Source organism: Bradyrhizobium sp. 41S5 (genome assembly GCF_011516665.3).
Classification (GTDB): domain Bacteria; phylum Pseudomonadota; class Alphaproteobacteria; order Rhizobiales; family Xanthobacteraceae; genus Bradyrhizobium; species Bradyrhizobium quebecense.
In genome coordinates this window covers 6613043-6634348 of sequence record NZ_CP083721.1, presented here as the reverse complement: position 1 = coordinate 6634348, position 21306 = coordinate 6613043, and the positions used below count along the sequence as shown (strand labels likewise).

At 63.2% G+C, this 21306-nt stretch carries 23 protein-coding genes; 15 read left to right on the top strand and 8 right to left on the bottom strand.

From position 1 onward, the window contains the following. The first annotated feature begins 39 nt into the window (after positions 1-39). From HAP47_RS31880 to HAP47_RS31870, 3 genes are all read left to right on the top strand, one after another. Positions 40-1248 carry an NAD(P)/FAD-dependent oxidoreductase gene (locus HAP47_RS31880; RefSeq protein ID WP_210285329.1) on the top strand — a complete coding sequence of 403 codons (1209 nt, stop codon included), beginning with the start codon at positions 40-42 and terminating at the stop codon, positions 1246-1248. 64 nt (positions 1249-1312) lie between these two features. Next, on the top strand, positions 1313-1771 hold the full coding sequence (locus HAP47_RS31875) for an FKBP-type peptidyl-prolyl cis-trans isomerase (RefSeq protein WP_173641166.1): 459 nt from the start codon (positions 1313-1315) through the stop codon (positions 1769-1771). A 45-nt stretch (positions 1772-1816) separates the two neighbouring features. After that, entirely contained in the window at positions 1817-2806 is a 990-nt protein-coding gene (locus tag HAP47_RS31870) for a D-2-hydroxyacid dehydrogenase family protein (RefSeq protein ID WP_173641167.1), read from the top strand. 69 nt (positions 2807-2875) lie between these two features. On the opposite strand, the gene HAP47_RS31865 is transcribed toward HAP47_RS31870, so the two are convergent. Then, entirely contained in the window at positions 2876-3091 is a 216-nt protein-coding gene (locus tag HAP47_RS31865; RefSeq protein ID WP_173641168.1) for a CsbD family protein, read from the bottom strand. A 139-nt stretch (positions 3092-3230) separates the two neighbouring features. Between HAP47_RS31865 and HAP47_RS31860 the strand changes: the two genes are divergently transcribed. Both HAP47_RS31860 and HAP47_RS31855 read left to right on the top strand, forming a co-directional pair. Further along, positions 3231-3755: a cupin domain-containing protein gene (locus HAP47_RS31860; protein WP_173641169.1), complete on the top strand. Its 525-nt coding sequence runs from the start codon at positions 3231-3233 to the stop codon at positions 3753-3755. Between the two features lie 129 nt (positions 3756-3884). Next, positions 3885-4622, top strand: coding sequence for an enoyl-CoA hydratase/isomerase family protein (locus HAP47_RS31855; RefSeq protein WP_173641170.1), 738 nt, complete (start codon positions 3885-3887; stop codon positions 4620-4622). 69 nt (positions 4623-4691) lie between these two features. Here HAP47_RS31855 and HAP47_RS31850 read toward each other — a convergent pair whose 3' ends face one another. Beyond that, a complete protein-coding gene (locus tag HAP47_RS31850) occupies positions 4692-6218 on the bottom strand; it encodes an amidohydrolase family protein (RefSeq protein WP_173641171.1) in 1527 nt (508 codons plus the stop codon). Between the two features lie 216 nt (positions 6219-6434). Here HAP47_RS31850 and HAP47_RS31845 point away from each other — a divergent pair, with 216 nt between their 5' ends. From HAP47_RS31845 to HAP47_RS31835, 3 genes are all read left to right on the top strand, one after another. Further along, positions 6435-6977, top strand: coding sequence for an alpha/beta hydrolase (locus HAP47_RS31845; RefSeq protein ID WP_231168504.1), 543 nt, complete (start codon positions 6435-6437; stop codon positions 6975-6977). After that, on the top strand, positions 6905-7453 hold the full coding sequence (locus HAP47_RS31840; protein WP_231169020.1) for a serine aminopeptidase domain-containing protein: 549 nt from the start codon (positions 6905-6907) through the stop codon (positions 7451-7453). The genes HAP47_RS31845 and HAP47_RS31840 overlap by 73 nt, the downstream gene beginning before the upstream one ends. Positions 7454-7573: 120 nt before the next feature. Further along, on the top strand, positions 7574-7996 hold the full coding sequence (locus HAP47_RS31835) for a VOC family protein (RefSeq protein ID WP_173643028.1): 423 nt from the start codon (positions 7574-7576) through the stop codon (positions 7994-7996). Positions 7997-8025: 29 nt separating this feature from the next. Here HAP47_RS31835 and HAP47_RS31830 read toward each other — a convergent pair whose 3' ends face one another. Together HAP47_RS31830 and HAP47_RS31825 are read right to left on the bottom strand one after the other, a co-directional pair. Beyond that, positions 8026-9471: a sensor histidine kinase gene (locus HAP47_RS31830; protein ID WP_231169019.1), complete on the bottom strand. Its 1446-nt coding sequence runs from the start codon at positions 9469-9471 to the stop codon at positions 8026-8028. Further along, positions 9471-10142: a response regulator gene (locus HAP47_RS31825; RefSeq protein WP_050401724.1), complete on the bottom strand. Its 672-nt coding sequence runs from the start codon at positions 10140-10142 to the stop codon at positions 9471-9473. Before HAP47_RS31825 ends, HAP47_RS31830 begins: the two co-directional genes overlap by 1 nt. 539 nt (positions 10143-10681) lie before the next feature. On the opposite strand from HAP47_RS31825, the gene HAP47_RS31820 reads away from it, so the two are divergent. The 3 genes from HAP47_RS31820 (at position 10682) to HAP47_RS31810 (ending at position 13287) form a co-directional block, all read left to right on the top strand. Then, complete coding sequence (locus HAP47_RS31820) at positions 10682-12451, top strand: glycosyltransferase family 39 protein (protein WP_173641173.1); 1770 nt, start codon at positions 10682-10684, stop codon at positions 12449-12451. Positions 12452-12647: 196 nt separating this feature from the next. Continuing rightward, complete coding sequence (locus HAP47_RS31815) at positions 12648-12890, top strand: hypothetical protein (RefSeq protein WP_173641174.1); 243 nt, start codon at positions 12648-12650, stop codon at positions 12888-12890. A gap of 67 nt (positions 12891-12957) precedes the next feature. Next, complete coding sequence (locus tag HAP47_RS31810) at positions 12958-13287, top strand: hypothetical protein (protein WP_173641175.1); 330 nt, start codon at positions 12958-12960, stop codon at positions 13285-13287. Positions 13288-13354: 67 nt separating this feature from the next. Here HAP47_RS31810 and HAP47_RS31805 read toward each other — a convergent pair whose 3' ends face one another. Then, entirely contained in the window at positions 13355-14509 is a 1155-nt protein-coding gene (locus HAP47_RS31805) for a hypothetical protein (protein WP_210285331.1), read from the bottom strand. Positions 14510-14511: 2 nt separating this feature from the next. After that, positions 14512-15222, bottom strand: a complete 711-nt coding sequence (locus tag HAP47_RS31800; RefSeq protein WP_173641177.1) for a FecR family protein — start codon at positions 15220-15222, stop codon at positions 14512-14514. A gap of 234 nt (positions 15223-15456) precedes the next feature. Between HAP47_RS31800 and HAP47_RS31795 the strand changes: the two genes are divergently transcribed. Further along, positions 15457-16761: a phospholipid carrier-dependent glycosyltransferase gene (locus tag HAP47_RS31795; RefSeq protein ID WP_173641178.1), complete on the top strand. Its 1305-nt coding sequence runs from the start codon at positions 15457-15459 to the stop codon at positions 16759-16761. Positions 16762-16823: 62 nt separating this feature from the next. On the opposite strand, the gene HAP47_RS31790 is transcribed toward HAP47_RS31795, so the two are convergent. Further along, a complete protein-coding gene (locus tag HAP47_RS31790) occupies positions 16824-17456 on the bottom strand; it encodes an OmpA family protein (RefSeq protein WP_173641179.1) in 633 nt (210 codons plus the stop codon). A gap of 162 nt (positions 17457-17618) precedes the next feature. On the opposite strand from HAP47_RS31790, the gene HAP47_RS31785 reads away from it, so the two are divergent. The 3 genes from HAP47_RS31785 (at position 17619) to HAP47_RS31775 (ending at position 20682) form a co-directional block, all read left to right on the top strand. Next, positions 17619-17861, top strand: a complete 243-nt coding sequence (locus HAP47_RS31785) for a hypothetical protein (protein ID WP_173641180.1) — start codon at positions 17619-17621, stop codon at positions 17859-17861. A 105-nt stretch (positions 17862-17966) separates the two neighbouring features. Next, positions 17967-19130, top strand: a complete 1164-nt coding sequence (locus HAP47_RS31780) for a winged helix-turn-helix domain-containing protein (RefSeq protein WP_173641181.1) — start codon at positions 17967-17969, stop codon at positions 19128-19130. Between the two features lie 217 nt (positions 19131-19347). Further along, positions 19348-20682: an MFS transporter gene (locus HAP47_RS31775; RefSeq protein WP_173641182.1), complete on the top strand. Its 1335-nt coding sequence runs from the start codon at positions 19348-19350 to the stop codon at positions 20680-20682. Between the two features lie 206 nt (positions 20683-20888). On the opposite strand, the gene HAP47_RS31770 is transcribed toward HAP47_RS31775, so the two are convergent. Further along, positions 20889-21272: a hypothetical protein gene (locus HAP47_RS31770; RefSeq protein WP_173641183.1), complete on the bottom strand. Its 384-nt coding sequence runs from the start codon at positions 21270-21272 to the stop codon at positions 20889-20891. Positions 21273-21306: the final 34 nt, after the last annotated feature.

Below are 21306 nucleotides of genomic sequence, written 5' to 3'. Positions count from 1 at the left end.
ATCAGCTCCCTCGATTCAGATGATACCGACCAGGCCGATTTGCGCGGCGGCGTCTCGCCGTGGTTTGTCGCCGCAACGCCACCACCTTATCCCACGCTGTCGGAAAATCTCGGCTGCGATGCGCTTATCGTTGGTGCCGGCATCACCGGCTCGCTGGTCGCCGAGCGCCTGACCCGTCAGGGGCTGGACGTCGTCATTGTTGATCGAGAGCGCCCCGGCCGGGGCAGCACAGCAGCCAGCACCGCGATGTTGTTGTGGGAGATCGACCGTCCGCTTGTCGAACTGACCGCGATGTATGGCTTCGAACGGGCTGCGCGTGCCTATCGGGCCAGCCTCGATGCCGTGACCGGTCTCATCTCGCTGGTTCGTGAGCAAAAGCTGCCCGGAGAGATCAGAAAGAAGCGTTCGCTCTATCTGGCGGCCGGCAGCTCCGCAGCCGAGTTGCTCGATGAGCATCGGCTCCGCCGCCGCGCCGGCCTGCCCGGCGACTTCCTCGATCATGGACAATTGCTCGAGAGCTACCGGATAGCGCGCGCAGGTGCGATCGTTTCGCCCGGCGCGGCGGATGCGGATCCGCTCCAACTTGCCCGCGGGCTGCTCCACCTCGCACTCGCGCGCGGTGCCCGGCAGTTCGATGCGGAGGCCATAGCCTTCGATCCGGCGGGCGAAGCGGTGACCGTGGGATTCGAGAATGGTCGTGAAATTGCCGCGAAGGCCGTCGTGCTGGCGACCGGTTACGTGATGCCGGATATCGTTCGGTCGACGGTCCAAGCCGTGTCCTCGAGCTGGGCAATTGCGACCACGCCGCAGCCACAGAACGTCTGGAAGGATGGCGCGCTGATCTGGGAGAACGCCAAGGATTATCTTTACGCTCGGACGACGCCGGCGGGCCGCATCATCATCGGAGGCGAGGACAGCGATGAGATCATCGCGCCTGAGGCCCGCGACCGCCTGATCCCGGAGAAGGCGCGCCGGCTCGTGCAACGTCTCGCCGCGCTCTGGCCGTTCGCCGCAACGGAGATCGAATACCGCTGGGCGGGTACGTTCGACACCACCAGCGACGGTCTGCCGCTGATCGGCCCGGTGCCCGGCGCGAAGCGCGTCTATGCGGCGTATGGCTATGGCGGCAACGGCATCACCTTTTCCTATCTTGCGGCGCAACTGATCGGCGATCTCATCGCAGGCGGCAGTTCGCCGTTGCTCGACGATTTTGCGCTGGACCGCGATGATGGCATGGCCGGTCACTGAAAAAGCGGCTAGGGATTTCGCCCGCGCTGGGCTAGAGACGGCCGTCCTTCACGAGAGGTGCAAGATGCGATCTTCACGACGCACGATCATTACGACTGCGTTCGCCGGCCTTGCGGCGGCAGTCTCCACGTCCGTTGCCGGCAGGACGGCAATGGCCCAAACCGCAGGAAAGCCCATGACCACAGCTTCAGGCCTTCAGATCATCGACAGCAAGGTCGGCACCGGCGCATCGCCGAAGACCGGCCAGACCTGCGTCATGCACTATACCGGCTGGCTCTACGAAAACGGCCAGAAGGGCAAGAAGTTCGACTCCTCCGTCGACCGCAACGAGCCGTTCGAGTTTCCGATCGGCCAGGGCCACGTGATCAAGGGCTGGGACGAGGGCGTCGCCACCATGAAGGTCGGCGGCAAGCGCACGCTGATCATACCGCCGAACCTCGGCTATGGCGCGCGCGGCGCCGGTGGGGTGATCCCGCCGAATGCCACGCTGATGTTCGACGTCGAACTGCTTGGCGTAAAATAACCGGATGGCCGTCAAGTAACCGGCCAACCACAAGAGGGCGCAGCGATGAAGATTTCGATCCTCGACGATTATTTCGACACGCTGCGCACCCTCGATTGCTTCCGCAAGCTCGACGGCTACGACGTCACGATCTGGAACGATCATGTCCAGGACGTCGATGCGCTCGCCGAACGGCTGCGCGACACCGACGCGCTGGTGCTGATCCGCGAACGCACCCAGATCCGCACCGCGCTGCTCGAACGTCTGCCGAAACTGAGGCTGATCAGCCAGCGCAGCGTCTATCCGCATATCGACATCGACACCTGCACGCGGCTCGGCATCATCGTGTCGTCGGGCCAGCATGCCGATACGCCGTCCTACGCCACCGCCGAATTCACCTGGGGCCTGATCCTCGCGGCGATGCGCGCGATCCCGCAACAGATGGCGGCGCTGAAGGCGGGCAAATGGCAGATCGGCGTCGGCCATACGTTGCGCGGCAAGACGCTCGGCATCTACGGCTACGGCCGCATCGGCGCGGTGGTCGCGGGCTATGGCAAAGCGTTCGGCATGAACGTGCTGGCCTGGGCGCGCGAGCCGGCGCTGGCGAAGGCGCGCGCCGATGGCTATGAGACCGCCGCCAGCAAGGCGGATTTCTTTGCCCGCTGCGACGTGCTGTCGCTGCATATGCGGCTGGTCGACGCAACGCGCGGCATCGTCACGGCCGCAGACCTCGCGCGAATGAAAGACACCGCGCTGATCGTCAACACCAGCCGCGCGCCGCTGATCGAGCCGGGCGCGCTGGTCAACGCGCTGCGCGTCGGCCGCCCCGGCATGGCCGCGGTCGACGTCTATGAGAGGGAGCCGCTGCGCGACAAGTCGGATCCGCTGCTCAACATGGACAATGTGGTCTGCACGCCGCATCTCGGCTATGTTTCGCGTGACGAGTACGAGATCCAGTTCACCGACATCTTCGATCAGATCGTCGCCTACAATGCGGGTACGCCGACCAATGTCGTCAATCCGGACGTGCTCGCGAAGGCGCGCCCGCGTAGCTGACGGTGCCTTCAGCCACGAAAAAGACCGGCCCATCGGGCCGGTCTTTTCCTTCAATCAACCATCGGACGATCAGAGGTTCTTGTTCGCGACGTTGGCTGCGCGATTGACTGCGTCCTTGGTGGCGTCCTTGACGTCGCCGACAGCCTTCTGGCCCTTGCCCTTGGCCTCCTGAATCGCGCCTTCGCCCTGCATTTCCTCGGAGCCCGTGGCCTCGCCGATTTTCTGCTTGGCCTTGCCGATGGCTTCGTTGGCGGTGCCCTTGATCTTGTCGGTGGTGCTGCTCATGATGTTCTCCTGCGGTGTGTTCAATCTTCGGAAGGGCAACGCGGGGGTGCGATCAATGGTTCCGATTTTCTGCTCGCTTGCGCGCGTGCTTTTCGCTAGCGTTCCGCGCACGAAAACTTAACCGGCGAAGGCAGGAACGATGAGCGGTTCCCACGATCATACTCACCCCCATAACCACGACCATCACCCTCACGACGACGAGCGCTGGAAGCACGACGGCGTCCGCGTGATTCCCGGCAATCAGCTCGATCCCAACGTGCCGTCGACGGCCGGCATGGACCGCAAGGCCGCAATCAACTTCGCCCGGGTCGGCGCGCAGAAATTGTGGGCAGGTACCGTCAGCATCAAGCCGGACGCCAAGACCGGCGCGCATCATCACGGCCACCTTGAAAGCATCATCTATGTCGTGAAGGGCAAGGCGCGGATGCGCTGGGGCGAGAAGCTGCAGTTCACCGCCGAGGCCGGTCCCGGCGATTTCATCTTCGTGCCGCCCTACGTGCCGCATCAGGAGATCAATGCCAGTCCCGACGAGGTGCTGGAATGCGTGCTGGTGCGTTCCGACGGCGAGGCGGTCGCGATCAATCTCGACATCGAGCCGGTCGAGAAGCCGGAGAACGTGCTCTGGGTCGATCCGGTGCACCGTCATCCCGACGAGAAGAGGTGACGTTGCTGCTGCACCGTCATTCCGGGGCTCGCGCAGCGAGAACCCGGAATCTCGCGCTGCAGTTTCCAGATTCCGGATCCACGCGCAACGCGCGTGGCCCGGAATGACGATGTAGGGTAGGAGGCCAGCATGACGCTCGTTCGTTACGAGAGCGCCGACCATGTCGCGACCATCACGATGGCACGCAGCGAGAAGCACAACGCGCTCAACAACGCGTTGTGTACCGAGCTGCGTGACGCCTGGCTGCGGTTTCGGGACAGCGACGATCGTGTCGCGGTGCTGGCTTCGGCGGAGGAAAAGTATTTCTCAGTCGGCGCCGATGTTGGTGATCTCCCCGCCAACATGTGGCACGCCGTGCCCGGCCTTGGCGTCGAGCTGGACAAGCCGGTGATTGCCGCGACATCCGGCTGGGTCGTGGGTGGCGCATTCGTGCTGGTCCAGATGGCCGATCTGTGTGTGGCGTCGGAGACGACGCGCTTCATCTACCCCGAGGGAAAGATCGGCACCACCGCGGGCGGCGTCTCATCGGTGATGGCGCGGATGCCGCACAAGATCGCGATGGAGTTTCTGCTGGTCGGCGACGAGATGTCGGCGGAACGCGCCTTCCAGATCGGTTTCGTCAACAAGGTCGCGCCGAAAGGTCAGCACCTCGCGCTGGCGCGGGAGATGGCTGCGAAGATCGCCGGCAATGCACCGCTGGTAGTCCGCGCGCTGAAGAAGCTCGCCCGCGAGGCGATGCCGAAGGGGCCGCTGGAAACCGTCGCCGACGTGCGGCGGCTGCTCGACGAAGTGCGAGACAGCGACGATCTCAAGGAAGGCGTCAAGGCATTCAGCGAGAAGCGGACGCCGAGGTTCACGGGGAGGTAGATTAGTGCGCCTCTTTCCTCGTCATTCCGGGCTCTCGCTTCGCGAGCCCGGGAATGACGGGTAGGGCGCCTACGCAAACACCCGGTGATCGATCGGCCCGTTCGGCACCACATAGCCGTAGCGCGTATGGAACGGCTCCACGCCGGCCTTCTCATACTGCGCCTTCATCATCGCGAAGCGGTCGCCCTTGATGTCGAGCATCGCGCGCTTCGGCTGGATGTTGTAAAGCCTCGCATTGTTGTCGCCGAAGATCGCGGTCTTCACCGGTCCGTCGGCGGGCCCAAGCGGCGTGTAGCCGAACTTCTTCTGCATCACTTCGGGAATTTCCAGCCGCCGCAGGCCCTCGATCTGCCATTGCGGCGCGCCGGTCCACAGCGCGTCGGTGCCCCAGCAGACGTGGTCGACGCCGAGGCCCTTGATCAGGGTGCCCATCAGCGCGGCGCAGACATTGGGCTCGGCGACCAGCGTGGTCGCGAACAATTGCCCGACATCGCCGTAGACATTGTTGACGCCGTATTGCGCCGGGATGTCGGCGAGGTCGGAGGTCCAGGCGATCCGGCCGGTGCGCTCGAATTCGGCCAGCGCGACCCTGGGATCGCCCCCGACATGGCGATAGGCCGAGTGATAGATGACGAAGTTGAGCTGCGGCCAGTCCTTGGCCGCCTGGCCGACATCGGCAACGTCGGCGAAGCCGCGCAAATTCGGATACTGCTTCTCGATCCCGGGTGGAAACAGTCCCTTGTGGACGCAGACATTCTTGATGCCCGCCTTCACCATCTTCTCATAGCCCCTGTAGGCGACCTTCTCGTCGTCAAGCCGCCACGGATAGCGGCTGATCTCCTTGTGGGTGTTGTCGCCGATCGTGTAGCCCTTGCAGGATTCCGGCCGCAAGGCCAGCGCAGCATCGAGCTTGTCGAGCCAGCCGGGCTGCCCGGGCGTGAAGATCGCGTGACAGAATACGCGGCGCGAGCCGGCCTCGTCGTTGATCTTCTTGCGCGCATCGGCCATCTGCTCGTTGGTCAGGAACCAGTCCTGCTCGATGTCCGACGGCGCCGAGGAGATCAGCGCGATCTTGGTATCGGAATCGAGAAACATCTCCTTCTTGTAGTTGTTGAACTTCAGATCCTCGATGGTCTGCTCGTGATCGTTGAGCTCCTTGTTCCAGCCGGCGTTGCCGACCGCCTTGCGCATTTCCACGAAGCCCATGATGCGGGTGTCGTCACGCAGGAAATGCGTGTGCATGTCCATGATGAACTGGTCTTTCAATCCGTTGGCGCGCTCTTGCGCCATCGCAGGCGTTGCGGCCTCGGCCGGCGTCACGTCGAACAACGGTCCGTAGACCTGGTTCATCGCGACAAAGGAAGCGGCCATGCCGGCCGCGGTCTGGAAGAACCGGCGGCGATCGAGGCCCTGCTTGCCGCCGAGATCGTCGGCCATCGCCAGCAGACGTGCCTCGACCTCGCGCTGCCGTTCGTTCTGCGGGTCGGGATAGAACTCGTCGCTGGAGACGATCTGGGTCGGAATCGGCGTCTGGTACTGGCACAGTTCGGAGGGCATCAAGGCGGCAAGTTCTTCGTCGGTGAGATTGCTGCTCATTCTTCGCTCCCGCATCTCGCCGGATTTTTCCGGTCGGACCGCGGCGGAGACTAGGACCAAGTCCGTCCGTCGTCCGCGCCCTTTGCCGGAAACCGCGTTCACAAAATCGTGCATCGCAACTGCGGCCGCGAGATGCGCCCGTTGCGCAACCGGTCATGCGCGCTGCTATGCTCGATCGCACCGGATCGGACCAAGAAATCCGGAAGGGAGCGAACCATGATGCCAGCAGATCATTCGCGGCGCACCATCATCAAGGGCATCGGCGTTGCGACGGCAGCCGGTGTGCTCGGCGCAGCGCCGGCGCAGGCCGCGACCGCAGTTCCTGCTGAGGGAGAAATATGGAGCAACGAATACTGGGCGAAGAAGGGTGACATCCCGCTGTGGATGTTCCGCAAGCGGATAGGCGCGCCCAAACCGGGCGAGCCGGCGCGGCCTGTGGTGTTCTTCGTCCACGGCTCGTCGGTGACGTCGAGGGTGTTCGACCTCACGGTGCCCGGCAAGGGCGAGTATTCGCTGCTCAACGTCTTTGCGCGCTACGGCTTCGATTGCTGGACAATGGATCACGAGAACTACGGCAAGTCGGGCCGCACCTCGGGCAATGCGGATATCGCAAGCGGCGTCGATGATCTGAAGGCGGCGGTCGAGGTGATCGCGCGCGAGACCGGCGAGAGGCGCGATGTCACTTCATCGGCGAATCCTCCGGCGCGCTACGCGCGGGCGCCTTCGCGATGGCCGCGCCCGAGCGCATCGATCGCCTGATGTTCGCCGCCTTCACCTACAAGGGTGAGGGCTCGCCGACACTGGCAAAGCGCGCCGAGCAGCTTGCCTACTACCGCAGCCACAACATGCGCACGCGCGACCGCGACATGATCCGGTCGATCGCGACCCGCGACAGGCCGGGCACGTCGGACCCCGCGGTGGTGGAAGCGTTGGCCGATGTCGAGATGCAGTTCGGCGACCAGATGCCGACCGGCACCTATCTCGACATGACCGCCAATCTGCCGGTGGTGCATCCGGAGAAGGTGCTGGCGACGGTGCTGCTGGCCCGTGGCGAACATGACGGGATCGCGGCGGTCCCCGATCTCGAGGAGTTCTTCAACAAGCTGCCGAATGGCGACCGGCAGTTCATCATCCTGCCTGGCACCGCCCATTCGGTGGCGCTGGCCATCAATCGTGAGCTGTTCTGGCATGTGACACGGGCATTTCTGACCATGCCGACGCCGATCGTGACCTGAAGCAGCCTGCGGCAGGACGCCGCAAGAAAAATCTGCGCGGCGATGTCGGAATCCGGATATGCGGTTCGTCCTCGGGGCACAACCCCGCCAACAGGAGTTCTTCGCGTGGCCAATCCCAAAATGATCTTCGTCAACCTGCCGGTCAGCAACCTTGCCCATGCCACCGCCTTCTATGAGGCGATCGGCGCGACCAAGAATCCGCAATTCTCCGACGAGACCGCCTCCTGCATGGTGATCTCCGACACCATCTTCGTCATGCTGTTGACCCACGACAAGTTCCGGCAGTTCACGTCGAAGAAGATCGCCGACGCCAAGACCACGAGCGAAGTGCTGGTTTGTCTCTCCGCCGACAACCGCGACGCAGTCGACGGCTACGTGACCAAGGCGAAAGGCGCGGGCGGCACGGCCGATCCGTCGCCGAAGCAGGATTTCGGCTTTATGTACGGCCGCAGCTTCGAGGATCCCGATGGGCACATCTGGGAAGTGATGTGGATGGACCTCGAGGCCGCAACGAAGGCGCAGTCCGCGGCGGCCACCGCCTGAGACGCCGCACGATACATTAAGACAGCACCTCAGACTGCGGAAATGCCGTCCGGCCGGACTTCGGTCATGGCTTGGGCGGCTTTGCTGCCTGAAGGCAGGTCGGCTTGCCGGCAGCCTGGGACCGGAAAGTTCAGTTCGACCGTGGTGCCGCCTCCAGGCGTCTCGCAGAGGGAAACCGTGCCGCCGTGGGTGGTCATCACTTGGGAGACGATCGAAAGCCCCAGCCCCGTTCCTTCCGTGCGGGTGTTGCCGCGCTTGAAGGGCTCCAGCAGCAGCTCGGGCTGACCGAGTTGGAGGCCCGATCCGTAGTCAATCACGCTCAACCGCGCTGGTGCTCCGACCTCGATGAGGACGGAGCCACCGGCGCTGCCGTGCGTCACGGCGTTTCGGATCAGGTTCGAGAGCGCGACGGCGATCGCGGTTTCCGAGCCACGCACCCAGACCGGGTGACGAGGCTCGGTGAACTCGACATCGCTTCCGTTCTTCAACGCCATCGGCACGTGCTCGGCCGCAACCCTGCGCGCGAGCGCCGCAAGATCCATCTCGATCAGTTCGGCAGGTTCCGCGGAGATGCGCGCGAGCTGGAGCAGCATGGTGACGATCGACGACAGCTTCTGGTTCTCGGCTATCAGCCTGGCGCGCAACGGAGCGTCCTCGACCTGCTCGAGGATGGTGCGCGCATTGGTCAAGGGCGTACGAAGTTCGTGTGCCGCATTCGACAGGAAATTTCGTTGCGATTTCGACGCGACGTCTATTCGCGATAGCGCGCGATTGAAAGCCGCGACGAGGGGCAAGAGCTCGGCCGGTGCATCTTGTTCCGGCAATCGGCGGCCATCCGAAACCCCATCGATCATTTCGGCGGCCGCCGCGACGGCGCGGACGGGACGCGCGATCAGCGTCGGCACGAAGACCATCGCGGTAAACGCCGTCGCCGCCAGGACAAGGATGATAGGGAGCGCAACGATCGTCGCATCGGTGAGCATTCCGGTCGTCAGCTGCGCCGCCGTATAGGCCACGCCACCGGTTTCAATCCACACCTCACCCACGGGCGTATTTCTGACGACCGCCATCTTCCTCAGATTCGTGGTTTCGCCGTCAAACGCGTAGGCGATGAAACTCGTCCCGTCACGCGATGTCTGGGTCTTTTGCGGACGCCACTTCGGGATAGGGCCGTAGCTGACCTCTCCACTCTTGTCGGACACGACATACCAGAATGTCGGGAAATTGCGGGTGATCTCGTCCAGCCTCGATGTCCGCTTGAGCGCCAGTTGCCCGGTCTCGTTGCGGATGACGGCTTCCTTCAAGGCAGCGGCGACATCGGCGGCGGCCCAGGTGCCGTCATCGTCACCGCCAAACCGGATCAGCAAGGCTGCTGCGCAGAGCAGCATGATGGTCGTCACGGCGCCGATCAGCGTCGCGGACAGCACCGCGATCGAGCGATGGACGCGCTTGAGCCTTTGCCACTCCAACATCATCATTCGCCACTCAAAAGATATCCGAGGCCACGGACCGGTTTGATGACGACCTTGCAGTTGGCCGCGCGGAGGCGCCGGCGCAGCCGCGAAACGTGAGCCTCGATGGCGTTTGATTGAATCTCGTCATCAAAGCTGTAGGCGGCAACTTCAAGGGTCTCGCGCAGGACGACGCGTCCAATGCGCCGGACCATCGCTTCCAGAATCGCCAGTTCACGCCGCGGGACAACGATTGGCGCGTGATCGACGCAGACCTCGCGATTGAGGACGTCGTAGCTCAGATTGCCGATGCGAACGATCGCCCCTCTATCCAGAAACAGACGTCGCAGCACCGCCTTGGCTCGGGCAATCAGCTCGATCGGCTCGAATGGCTTGGCCACGTAGTCGTCCGCCCCGTCATCGAGGGCGCGCGCAATATCGAGGGGGTCATCGAGTGCCGTCAGCACGATCGTCGCGGGGCTGGGCTTCTGCTGCTTCAGGTCGCGCAGCAAGGCCAGACCGTCGCCATCCGGCAGTCCGCGGTCGATCACCACGAGTTCAAAGCTTCGCACGGCGACTGCGGCTCGACCCTCCTCGAGCGTCGTGACCATGTCGGATGCGCCGAAGGCCGTCGCCAAGGTATCCCGCAGCCATGGCCCAAGCTGGGGGTCATCCTCCACGACCAGAACTCGCACCGCATTCTCTCCCAAATGTAAACCAATGTTTCTACCATTACAGACGGATTACAATAAGATTACGGCCGGGAAGAAAACCGCGGTGTCCACACGAATGCATTGATGTAATTAGCCTTTTCCTTGGGGCTCGATTGGCCATTGCGAATGGAAGTGGTGATCGGATCGACGCCTGATGAGGGCCAGTCCGAAAGACTCGACCATGGGCGCCGCACCGGCGAACGCGCCGATCGCCGGGCCGCCAATGAGCCCTCTGGCTACTGCTGCGCGGTAACCAGGGGGGCGCCGCACACATCGGTGCTCCGGAGACGATCAGCGTCATGGCAGCGCGCGAGCTTTCGCATGCGCATCCCTCTCAGCGATTTCCCGGCCAGAGACGTCGATCAACATGACAGGCGAATGACGGCGCGTCGGCGCGCGCAGGAATACGTCGACAGCGGCGGAGTCACGTCAGGCTGTCGTAATGGTCGCTGTGAAAAGCATGGCGGACAACGCGGCTCGCATCGCGCTTTCCGATCTCCGTCCCCAGGCTTCCGAACGATATGCCGGTCGATTTTGCGTTCTCAGCGATGGCCAAGCGGTCAGATCGCAGCCCGGCGTCTTGGCGCCGTCCGTTCAATCAATGGCTGGAGGGAGTCGAGGCGGGGTGGTCGGTGCCATTGCTGCTCGTTTGCTTCGTCGGCATCTGGACGGTGTATCTGTCAGTCGCCTATCACGGCGCCGGCTTGCATCCGGACGTGCTGGAGACCTGGACGTATGGCAGGCATTTCGCATGGGGTTATCCCAAGCATCCGCCGTTGATGGGGTGGACGACCGGTGCGTGGACCGCGGTCTTTCCGCTCACCGATTGGTCGCTGCAGCTGATGGCGATGACAAATGCCGCGTTGGCGTTGTGGTTCGTTGACCTCATCGCAAGAAGGTTCGTGACCGGGCACAAGCGCCTGATCGTGCTGCTCCTGCTGATGCTGACCCCGGCATACCAGTTTCACGCGCAGCGCTTCAACGCCAACGCCGTGTTGCTCGCGGTCTGGCCGCTTGCGACCTACTGCTTCCTGCGCGCCTTTGAAACGAGGGCGCCGCTCTGGGCGATTGCTGCGGGTGTCGCGGCATCGCTTGCAATGCTGGGCAAGTATTACTCCATCTTTCTGATCGCCAGCTTCGCGTTGTCGGCAATCATTCATCCCCTGCGACGAGCCTATTTCACGTCCAGTTCGCCCTGGATCTCCACTGCCGTCGGGCTGATTGCGCTATCTCCGCATCTGCACTGGCTGGCCACGACAGGCGCGGAGCCTGTCCATTATGCCGCGACGCATGTGGGGACCGATTTCCACCACTCGCTGCGGGATGCCGTCAATTTCCTGCTGGGCCTTGCTGCCGCGACAAGTGTGTCCGCGATTGCATGGGCGATGATTGCCGGGTATCGAATAAAGCGCCTTCCTCGGGATTTTGCGGCGGCGGATCCCAACCTGAAGCTAATCGGCCACGTCGCGATCGGCACGATCGCTCTTCCTTTCACCACGTCCATACTGTTCGGCACGGACTTGCCGTCGCTATGGGCGCTTCAGGGATTGTTCCTGCTCGCCGTGCCCGTCGTGTGCAGCACGCGTTATCCGATCGAGCGGTTCTACACGGTCAATGCAGCGCTCCTGGTTGCCGGAATAGCAATCATTGCCGCCGTGATGGCGGCCCCAGCGCACGCGCTCTACCGCAACAGCTACGGTTATGAGGAAGGGCGAAACGTCTATCAACAGGCGGCAGACAAGCTCACCCGGCTGTGGCATGAGCAGATGGGCACGCCGCTGTCGATCGTCGGCGGCAACGATAGCCTTGGGGTTGCGGTGGCATTCTACAGCTCCGATCACCCGCATTATGGCGCTCCTTTCGCCTACCAATATTCATTGGCACTGCCTCGCGAGGTGACACCGGAGCGCGGCTGGGCAGCGCTCTGTTTCGATGACCAGCACGATTGCCTTGAATGGATCGGGCAAATGGCGGCTCACGCCGGAAGCTATGTCAAACGCGAGTTTTCCGTTCAATCGAGCCTGTTCGGACTTCCAGGCATCAAGCGAAACCTCGTTGCATTCCTGGTGGCGCCGCTTCGTGAGCCGGACGATGCACCGTCAAGCCTCGTCAACGATGCCGGTCAGGGCGGAGGACATGTTTCTCCGCAAGCCGATCCGCCGCTCCGCGCGGAGCCGGATGTCGCGCTGCCGGAGAATCAGCCGCCGGGAAATGCGCCGCAGACGACTGATCCAGGAGCGAACATGCTGGTGGATCATGGAGCAGCAAGGCTCTTCGTCGTGCTGCTTTGATCAGGCTCATTCCCGGAACGCCGCCGTGATGATCGCACTCGTAATCTTGCGGTAATCGGCTCCCGCTTTATCGGCGGCGAGGTCAAGGGCGTCATATCACGAAGGATAGCGGTCCATGCTTATCAGGTTGGTTTGCATCAGCCTCGGCGTTTGCGGAGTCATCAGTGCCACCGCGGTCGCGCAGACATCTCCATCAATGACCGGTTCAACTCACCCGGCACCCGCAACACGACCGTCGATCGGTCGCGCCGACAAGATCAACCTCAACACCGCTCCTGTCAGCGAACTGGTGAAGCTTCCGCATCTCAGCGTGCGCGGCGTCACGGCGATCACGGAGGCGAGAGCAAAGTCAAAGTTCAAGGATTGGAATCATTTCGTGGCCCGACGGGTTGTGCCGCGATTCGTCAGGAGCGAGCTCAAGGAGCTCGTCACGTTCTAAAGGAGCTCTGTCGATCGCTGCCAAGGGGGCGGGCGCGGTTGTTGAACGCGAACAAGGATATGCTTCAATGAAGCGAGTAGCTGTCTTTGCCACCATGGCGGTGATCGCTGTGGGATGTCTTGCGTCGACGAAAGCCGCGGCAGGTGGCCGGCGAGGAGATGCGGTGGCTGTTGGCATCGTCGGCGGCTTGGCCGTCGGTGCCCTGTTAGGCTCAACCATGGCTGCCGGTGCGGCTCCAGCCTATGTCTACGAGAGGGACTATTTTTCGCCGGCTCCTGTCGTCCACTACCATCGCCACGTGTACGAATACGGCGACGAATATCCGAGCGGATATGATTACGGCTATCGATCCGGGTACCGGGAAGGTTACTCGGACGGCTATTGGGACAACGGTTGAATGCAGATCGGCGTCGGCGCCGGCGGACCGTTGTGACACGGCGCGGGTCCGGACGAGCGGCTCCGCCCTAATAACTGATCCGCAGGCCCACGCCGCCGTGAAGCGTATTGCCGACCGGCTGCGGTCCGGCGGTGCCGTTGAGGAAGAGGTCGGCGATCCAGCCCTTGGTGATGCGGAAGCCGACGCGGCCTCCATATTCGAACCAGCCCTGGTTGCCGATCGTCGGCACGATGGTGCCATCGCCGGTGACGGTGGCGACGATGCCGGAATGGGTAGCGAAGGATTGCACCCAGCCGCCATTGATGTTGGTCTCGATGTTCGATCCGAACAGATGCGTCCACTGGCCGCCGATCTTGACCAGGCTGGTGCGATCGGTGCCGTCGGCGATGGTCGCATCGAACGGATTGAACGCAACGGCAGGATCGCTGTAGCCCTTGACCCGCTGCCAGAGCTGCCAGATCTCGACCGAAGCCGCGACCTCGTCGCGCGCGGACAGCCGGTTGATCCAGCCCGCGCGGCCATAGACGCCGTAATTCTCGCTCGAGGTCTCGCCGGTGACCGACACCGGGCCGAGGCTGGTCGCGTAGCTGCGGGTGTAGCGCACTTTCTCCGACGGCGAGAGGATGGTGCCGATATCGAAGAACGGCCGCGACGAGCCCCAGTCGACGAAGTCATAACGCAGCGCGAAGGCGCCGATCGGCGCGCTGGTGACGTTGTAGCCGCCCTCGCCATACTGCGTGTAGGCGATGCCGGCGAGCAGCGACAGGTTCGGCGTAATGGTCTTGCGGCCATGGATGCCCGCCGAGAACGAGCCGGCGGAGCCGAAGGCACTGATGCAGTCGTCGCAATTGACCTGCTCGTTGACGCCGAGCAGCACCGATCCGAGCACCCGGTTGGTGATCATCTGGTTGAAGCGCTGGTCGGCGAGGTTGTTGATCGAACGGCCGCTCGACGGTGCGCCGGCGATCGGTGTTGGCGACGGGCTGGGCGTGGGCGTAGGTGTCGGCGTGGGTGTCGGCGTTGGCGATGGTGTGGCAGTAGGTGTCGGCGTAGGCGTTGGCGTCGATGTACAGTTCGACGACGCGGATAGCGTATCGGGATTCGTACAGTTCGGCGTCGGGCTCTGCGCCTGGGCCGGCGCAGCGCCCGCCTGCAGCATCGTGAGCGACAGTGCCATGGTCAGGACGGCCGACAGGACCAGGTGATGGATATGCCGCACCATGCTCACCGTCCGCACAGCATGCCGGTGGGGTCGTCCGCGACCGGCGGCGTCACCGGCGATGCATCCGCGAACTGGCTGACGGTACACAGGCCCGCGGCCTGGGTGCAGGTCGCGGCAAAGGTCCAGGGCGGGGTGTTGGTCTTCTGGATCGTGGTGCGGCCGCCGCTCGAGGTGATGATCGCGGTGTCGCCGGGCTGGGTCAGATCGATGCATTGCCGGTTCGAGGTACACACGGTCGATGCGCCTTCCTGCAACACCACGGTGGTCTTGCCGCGCTGCGACAGGATGTCGAGCACCGTGCCGCGAACGCCGATGGTCGCAAGCGGCGTCGTGATCGTGTAGGCGGCCTTGTTCGAGTGGCCAGTGACGAAGCGGAACGCTCCCGAGGTCAGGCGGATTGCAACATCGCGATAGTGATGCTCGTCGTCGAACACGGTGCGATCGAGCTTGAGCGAGGCATTCGGTCCAAGCGACAGGTTGGTGCTGTCGGCCATCACCAGCCGCGCGGCGCTCCCGAGGCCGGTGCGCACCGTCTCGTCGCGCAGCAGCGCGTCGCCGACATTGATCGGCGTGGTCGCGGCCGCAACGCGGACGACCTCGTTCTTCACCATGGCCGCTTCGCCGACACGCGTTTGCGCCTGAACGGGATGAGCCGTCAGTGCGACAGCAAGACCGAGTGCAAGTAAGGAGAAAAAGCTGTGACGCGAATTCATTGCAATACCGATCGACCTACCCTCTCATCGTATCGGATCGCGGACGCAGCTGATATTGTATAATTGTCACAAGCCGTGTTGAGTTGCGCTGGATGGTGAGTGTCGATGGATTCGAAATGCTCGCGGCTGCGGACATCAACGTGAGATTTGATCACACTCGTCACATACATCACACTCCTGGCTGTCGTAGCTCACACTTCGCTCACACTGGTCCCCTCGCAGCGTGCTCGTCCTTTGATCATCTCATCCGAATCTCCTTCTGTTCTGCGGCGTCCCGCCGCACGCACGGCGATCGTCGCGGCCACCATCTTCATCGTCGCCCATGTCGTGCTGCTGCTCGGGATCACCACGCCGGACAAGCTCTATTTCGATGAGGTGCATTACGTGCCGGCGGCGCGCCAGATGCTGTTGCCGGTGATCGAGGGCCCGATCCTCAACCCGATGCATCCGCCGCTCGCCAAGGAGATCATCGCGCTGTCGATCAAGGCGTTTGGTGACGTGGCGCTCGGATGGCGCTATCCCGCGGCGCTGTTCGGTGCGCTCGCGCTGGTCGCAGTCTATCTCGGCGCCCTCGCGCTGTTCGCGTCGCAGGAGCGCGCCATCGCGGCCGTGCTGATCGCCTTCCTCAACCAGATGCTGTTCGTGCAGTCACGGATTGCGATGCTGGATATATTCGCGCTCGCCTTGTGTCTGTTCGCGATCGCGGCCTTCATCCACGGCTTCAGGCAGAAGCGGCCGCAGTCCGCGTTCGCGCTGACGGGCGTATTCGCAGGGTTTGCCTGTGCCTGCAAATGGAGCGGGCTGTTCGTGCTCGCGACCTGCATCGCGATCGTCGCGGTGATCCGCCTGATGCAAGGCTGGCGCACGCGCTTTGTGGACGCCAATGCGGAGGACTGGTACCGGCCGGACCTGTGGCTGGATTTCCGTCTTCCCCACTTCATCGTCTGTTTCGTGCTGATTCCGTCGGCGGTCTATCTCGCGAGTTTCGTGCCGCTGTACGGCCTCTCGTTCACCGACCTCGTCGAGGCACAACGCCGCATCTTTGCCGACAACACCACGACCGCGATCGCCGGCCACACCTATATGAGCTCATGGCCGTCCTGGCCGTTCCTGGTGCGTCCGGTCTGGTACCTGTTCGAGAAAGCCGGCGACGACAGGTTCGCCGCGATCGTGTTTCTCGGTAATCCGCTGATATTGTGGCCGGCCTTGATCGCGCTGATCGTCGCGTTGCGCGACTGGATCGTCACTCGCAGCCGCGATGCGTTTCTCGTGCTTGCGTTCTATCTCGGCCCCTATCTCGCCTGGGCGCTGCTGCCGCGCACGCTCGGATTCATCTATTATTACCTGCCAGCCGCGACTACGGCGAGCTTCGTGCTGGTCTACGCCCTGACGCGCAAGGGTGCGCCGCGCTGGCTGTTGTGGGCCTTCGCGGCCGCCGGATGCGCGGGCTTCATCGCGATGCTGCCGATCACGGTTGCCGCCATCGGGACGTCGATGGCGACGTTCAATCGGCTGATGCTGTTCCAGAACTGGATTTGAATCTCTCTGAAACAGGCGATCCGCCCGCCAGGTCTGACAGACGGATCGGAAGTTTCGGGAGATTACTGCGATGCCGTCTTGGTATCCATGTTGACGACCTGCACGCGGCGGTTGGTCGGGTCCATCGGCGCGCTCGGATCCTTCGGCCGGGTCTTGCCGTAGCCGACGGTCACGAGATCAGAGCCGTTCAGGCCGTAATGCTCGATCAGATAGTTCTTGATGGTGTCGGCGCGGCGCTCCGAGAGATCCTGGTTATAGGCCTCGCTGCCGATCGCGTCGGTGTGGCCGGCGACGACGAAGGTCGAGCCCTTCATGCTGGCGTCCGACAGCGCCTTTCCGAGCTCCTGCACTGCCTGGGTCGAGCCCTTGGCGATTTCCGCCGAGTTGTAGTCGAAGTGAATCTCCAGATCGATCTTCGGCTTGTTGGCGGCGATGTCGGCGATCTCCTGGCGTTCGCCCAATGACAGCGAGCGGGTCTGCCGGTTGCGAACGGTGTTGAGGAAGCTCGCCTCCTTGGCCGAAGCGGCCGGGTCGACCTGCGCGCCGGCGGAGAGGCCGCGGGTGGCCGACTTCGGCTTCAGCGCATTGAGGATCTGGGCGGCCGGAACGGTGTCGCTGCCGGCCAGTGCGACGCCCGCCGTCATCGACAGCGCAGCGCCGATTGTCAAAAGAGACAAGGAAAGGGAGCGGGTCATGGTTTTCGTCCTTGAATGTCAGGTCAGCCAATCCGGCTGTTGTCGTTTTGATGCTGCGACTCTAGGACTGGTTCAAAGCCGCGAATGTGATCCATGTCACGGTTGAATCGACCGGCCCCTGTCTCGTGCTGTGCAGGGCCCGGCGACGGAGAGGAGAGCATCTTGGCCCACGTCAATCGTGTCCTCCGCTCGATCAATGACGAAGGCGCTTCGCGCTGTGTCGATATCTTCGTTCGCCCGGAAGGGACCATCGGCTTCGAAGAATATCGGCGGGACGTGGAGGATGGCCGCGGTTGGTTTCCGGTTGGCGGTCATTCGTCCCGGGTTTTCGATGAGGAAAACGCCGCGCTCGCGGCGGCGATGGCGGACGTTGCCTGGTTGCGGCGGGCCGTTGGATCGCAGTAGGCGGTCCGAAGCGCCCCACACGTCCAGGCGTCGATGCTCATGCGCGGCTGATTTGCGCCGCGCGGCTCTCCACAGCAGCGCGAATCTCACTACATTGGCTGGGCAATGCCTCGCGTCGCCGAACCCTTATTCCTGAACAATGCCGCCGCCCGCCATATCTGGCTGCGCGCGCAACGGCTCGATACGACGGCGCCGTTCGGGGACGGGGCGTCAGCCGTGGCGGCCGCCGTCGACCATCTCGGCTATGTGCAGATCGACACCATCAACGTCATCGAGCGTTGCCACCACCACATCCTGTTCACCCGGATTCCGGACTACCGCCGCGCCGACCTCAAGCAGGCGCAGAGCAAGGACAAGAGCGTGTTCGAATACTGGACGCACGCGCTGTCCTACGTGCCGTCCAAAGACATCAACATCTTCCTGCCGGCGATGAAGGCACACAAGCGCGAGGGCCATAAATGGTTCGCGTCGGTGACGCCGTCGGATACCCGCAAGGTGCTGCGGCTGCTGCGGGCCGGTCCGCTGACCATTCGCGACATCGACGACGACGTGCTGACCGAGAAGGAGCATCTCTGGCAGAGCCGCAAACCCTCCAAGCGTGCGCTGCAACTCGCCTTCTATGGCGGCGTGGTCACGATCAGCGAGCGCGCCGGCATGCTGAAGACCTACGAGCTGATGAGCAGGCATTTCGGCTGGGACAAGCCGCCGAAGCCTGCATCGGCCTCGGCCAGAACAGCCTATCTGCTCGACCGCGCGCTGCGCTCGCAGGGCATCGTCAGCCTGGACTCGATCTGCCATCTGGACGCGCCGAGCAAGAAGTCGGTGCGCAGCCTGATCGAGGCGAGGGTGCGCCGCAAGGAGCTGGTGCGGATCGCGCTCGATGGCGCCGGCAAGCAGGAGCATTGGGCGCGGCCCGAGGTGTTGGAGGAGACCGGCGAGGGGGATCCCGCTTTGGTCCACATCCTCTCGCCGTTCGATCCCCTGATCATCCAGCGCAAGCGCACCGAGCTGTTCTTCGGTTATGGCCACAGGTTCGAGGCCTATGTGCCGAAGGAGAAGCGCCTGTTCGGCTATTTCGCGCTGCCGGTGCTGGTCGGCGACGATATCGTTGCCGCCCTCGACCTGAAGACCGACCGGCAGAACAGGAAGCTCCTGATGCAGAAATGGAGCTGGGTCGGCAACGGCAAGAAGCAGGCGGCGCGCAAGGAGCTGAAGCGCCGCATCGAGGAGGAGCTCGACCGCGTCGAGCGCTTCCAGCTTGCCGAGTAAGGGCTGGCCTTTTCCATCGTCATTGCGAGCGGAGCGAAGCAATCCACCTCACCATTTGCGGCGTTATGGATTGCTTCGCTCCGCTCGCAATGACGGTGATGGTCGGCGGGGCGCAGCCCCGGGTCCCGTTTGGCCTGTGTGCTATGAGTTTTTGCCATTGCTCATGGCCGGGCCACCCAATAATCCTCAAGGCAAGCATTAGCTTTTGGGGAAACAGATGAGCCAGACCGCAACCGCTGCGCCCGATCGCGGCGCCCGCAGCGAGATCGAGACGTCCACGATCCGCGCGATCTCCTGGCGGCTGATCCCGTTCCTGATCCTGGCCTACTTCTTCTCCTATCTCGACCGCGTAAATCTCGGCTTCGCCGCGCTGACCATGAACAGCGAGCTGAAGTTCTCGCCGGTGGTGTTCTCGTTCGGCGCCGGCATCTTCTTCATCGGCTATTTCATCTTCGAGGTGCCGAGCAATCTGGCGCTGGAGCGATTCGGCGCCAGCAAATGGATCGCCCGCATCATGGTGAGCTGGGGCATCCTCTCGGCACTGATGGCGGCGGTCTATGACGAGCACAGTTTCTATGCGTTGCGCTTCTTCCTCGGCGTCGCCGAGGCCGGCTTCTTCCCCGGCATCATCCTCTATCTCACATACTGGTATCCGGCCGAGTATCGCGCGCGTTTCCTCGCCGCCTTCGCGCTCGCGGTGCCGATTTCGACTGTGATCGGCGCGCCGATCTCCGGCCTGTTGCTCGGGCTGGACGGCGCGATGGGGCTGAAGGGCTGGCAGTGGCTGTTCGTGATCGAGGGCATCCCCTCGGTTCTGCTCGGCATCGTCACCTGGTTCTATCTCACCGACCGGCCGGAGAAGGCCGATTGGCTCTCGGCCGAGCAGAAGGCCTGGCTGAAGGCGAAGCTCGACGCCGAGGTTGCGGCCAAGCAAGCGGCGCAGCACTTCACGCTCGGCCAGGCGCTGTCCTCGCCGAAAGTGCTGGCGCTGAGCGCGATCTATTTCGGCTTCGTCGCCTCGCTCTACGGCATGCAGTTCTGGCTGCCGCAGATCGTCAAGGCGTTCGGCCTCACCAACGCGCAGACCGGATTCGTCACCGCGATCCCCTATGCGTTCGGCACCGTCGCGATGATCCTGTGGGCGCGCCGGTCCGACGCCGCGCGGGAGCGCGTGTTTCATGTCGGCGCGCCGCTCTTGCTCACGGCGCTGGCGCTCGCAGTCTCCAGCTACATCACCGATCCGACCATGACCATGGTCGTGCTGACGGTCGCCGCGATCGGCGTGTTCTGCACCTTCGCGGTGTTCTGGACGCTGCCGACCGCCTGGCTGTCAGGCACCGCCGCAGCCGGCGCGATCGCGCTGATCAACTCGATCGGCAACCTCGCCGGTTTCGGCGGACCCTATCTGATCGGCTGGGTCAAGGAGACGACCGGCAGCACGTCGACCGGCCTTCTGGTGCTGTCGCTGCTGCCGCTCGCGGCGGGCTTGCTGGTCTTCCTCGGCAGCCACGAAACCAAGACCGAGTTCGCGGGGGCGGGGCAGGCGAAGTAGAGAGAAATGCGTGCAGAATCCGACTCTCGACAGATTCACCTGAGAAACCTATATTGGAACTCTAGGCCGCCAGCGGCGATCCAGGGGTGAACCTGGATCGCCGCCGCCCTGATACCCGGTTGTGGTGACCGGGGAGGTTTAGCAGGTGCTCTAGAACACCTACACATTGGGCTCTGGATGACTCCCAGAGCCCAATTCGTTTTGCGCTACGGGAGGTCGTAAAGTCCCTCATCGACCTCTTTAATCCTCCCAGCGCGAACCAGGTTTATAAGTGTTGCGTGCAGCGAGCGCCCGTCGACGGTCACTCCTTTGCTTTCAGCGAAATGCCTCAGGCCATCCTTGTCCATCCTTCCGCGAGATAAGCTTTCGACGATGAACGTCGGAAGTGCGATGGCATCTGCAGCGGGTTCTTGAGCCGACTTTCCGAAGCGTTTCTCCTCCTGATCCAACAACTTCATCAGCATCAGCACCTCGGCATCGAACTCGTCGACGAGCTTCTGATGATGGTCGCGGTTTGCCGCAGCCGAAATCATCCGTTCCTTCAGGTCTGAACGGATGTCTCGGTAGGTCTCGCGAGTCTTTATCGGCATGGCAGTTATGAAACATAGTTCTGTTCCAACTGCA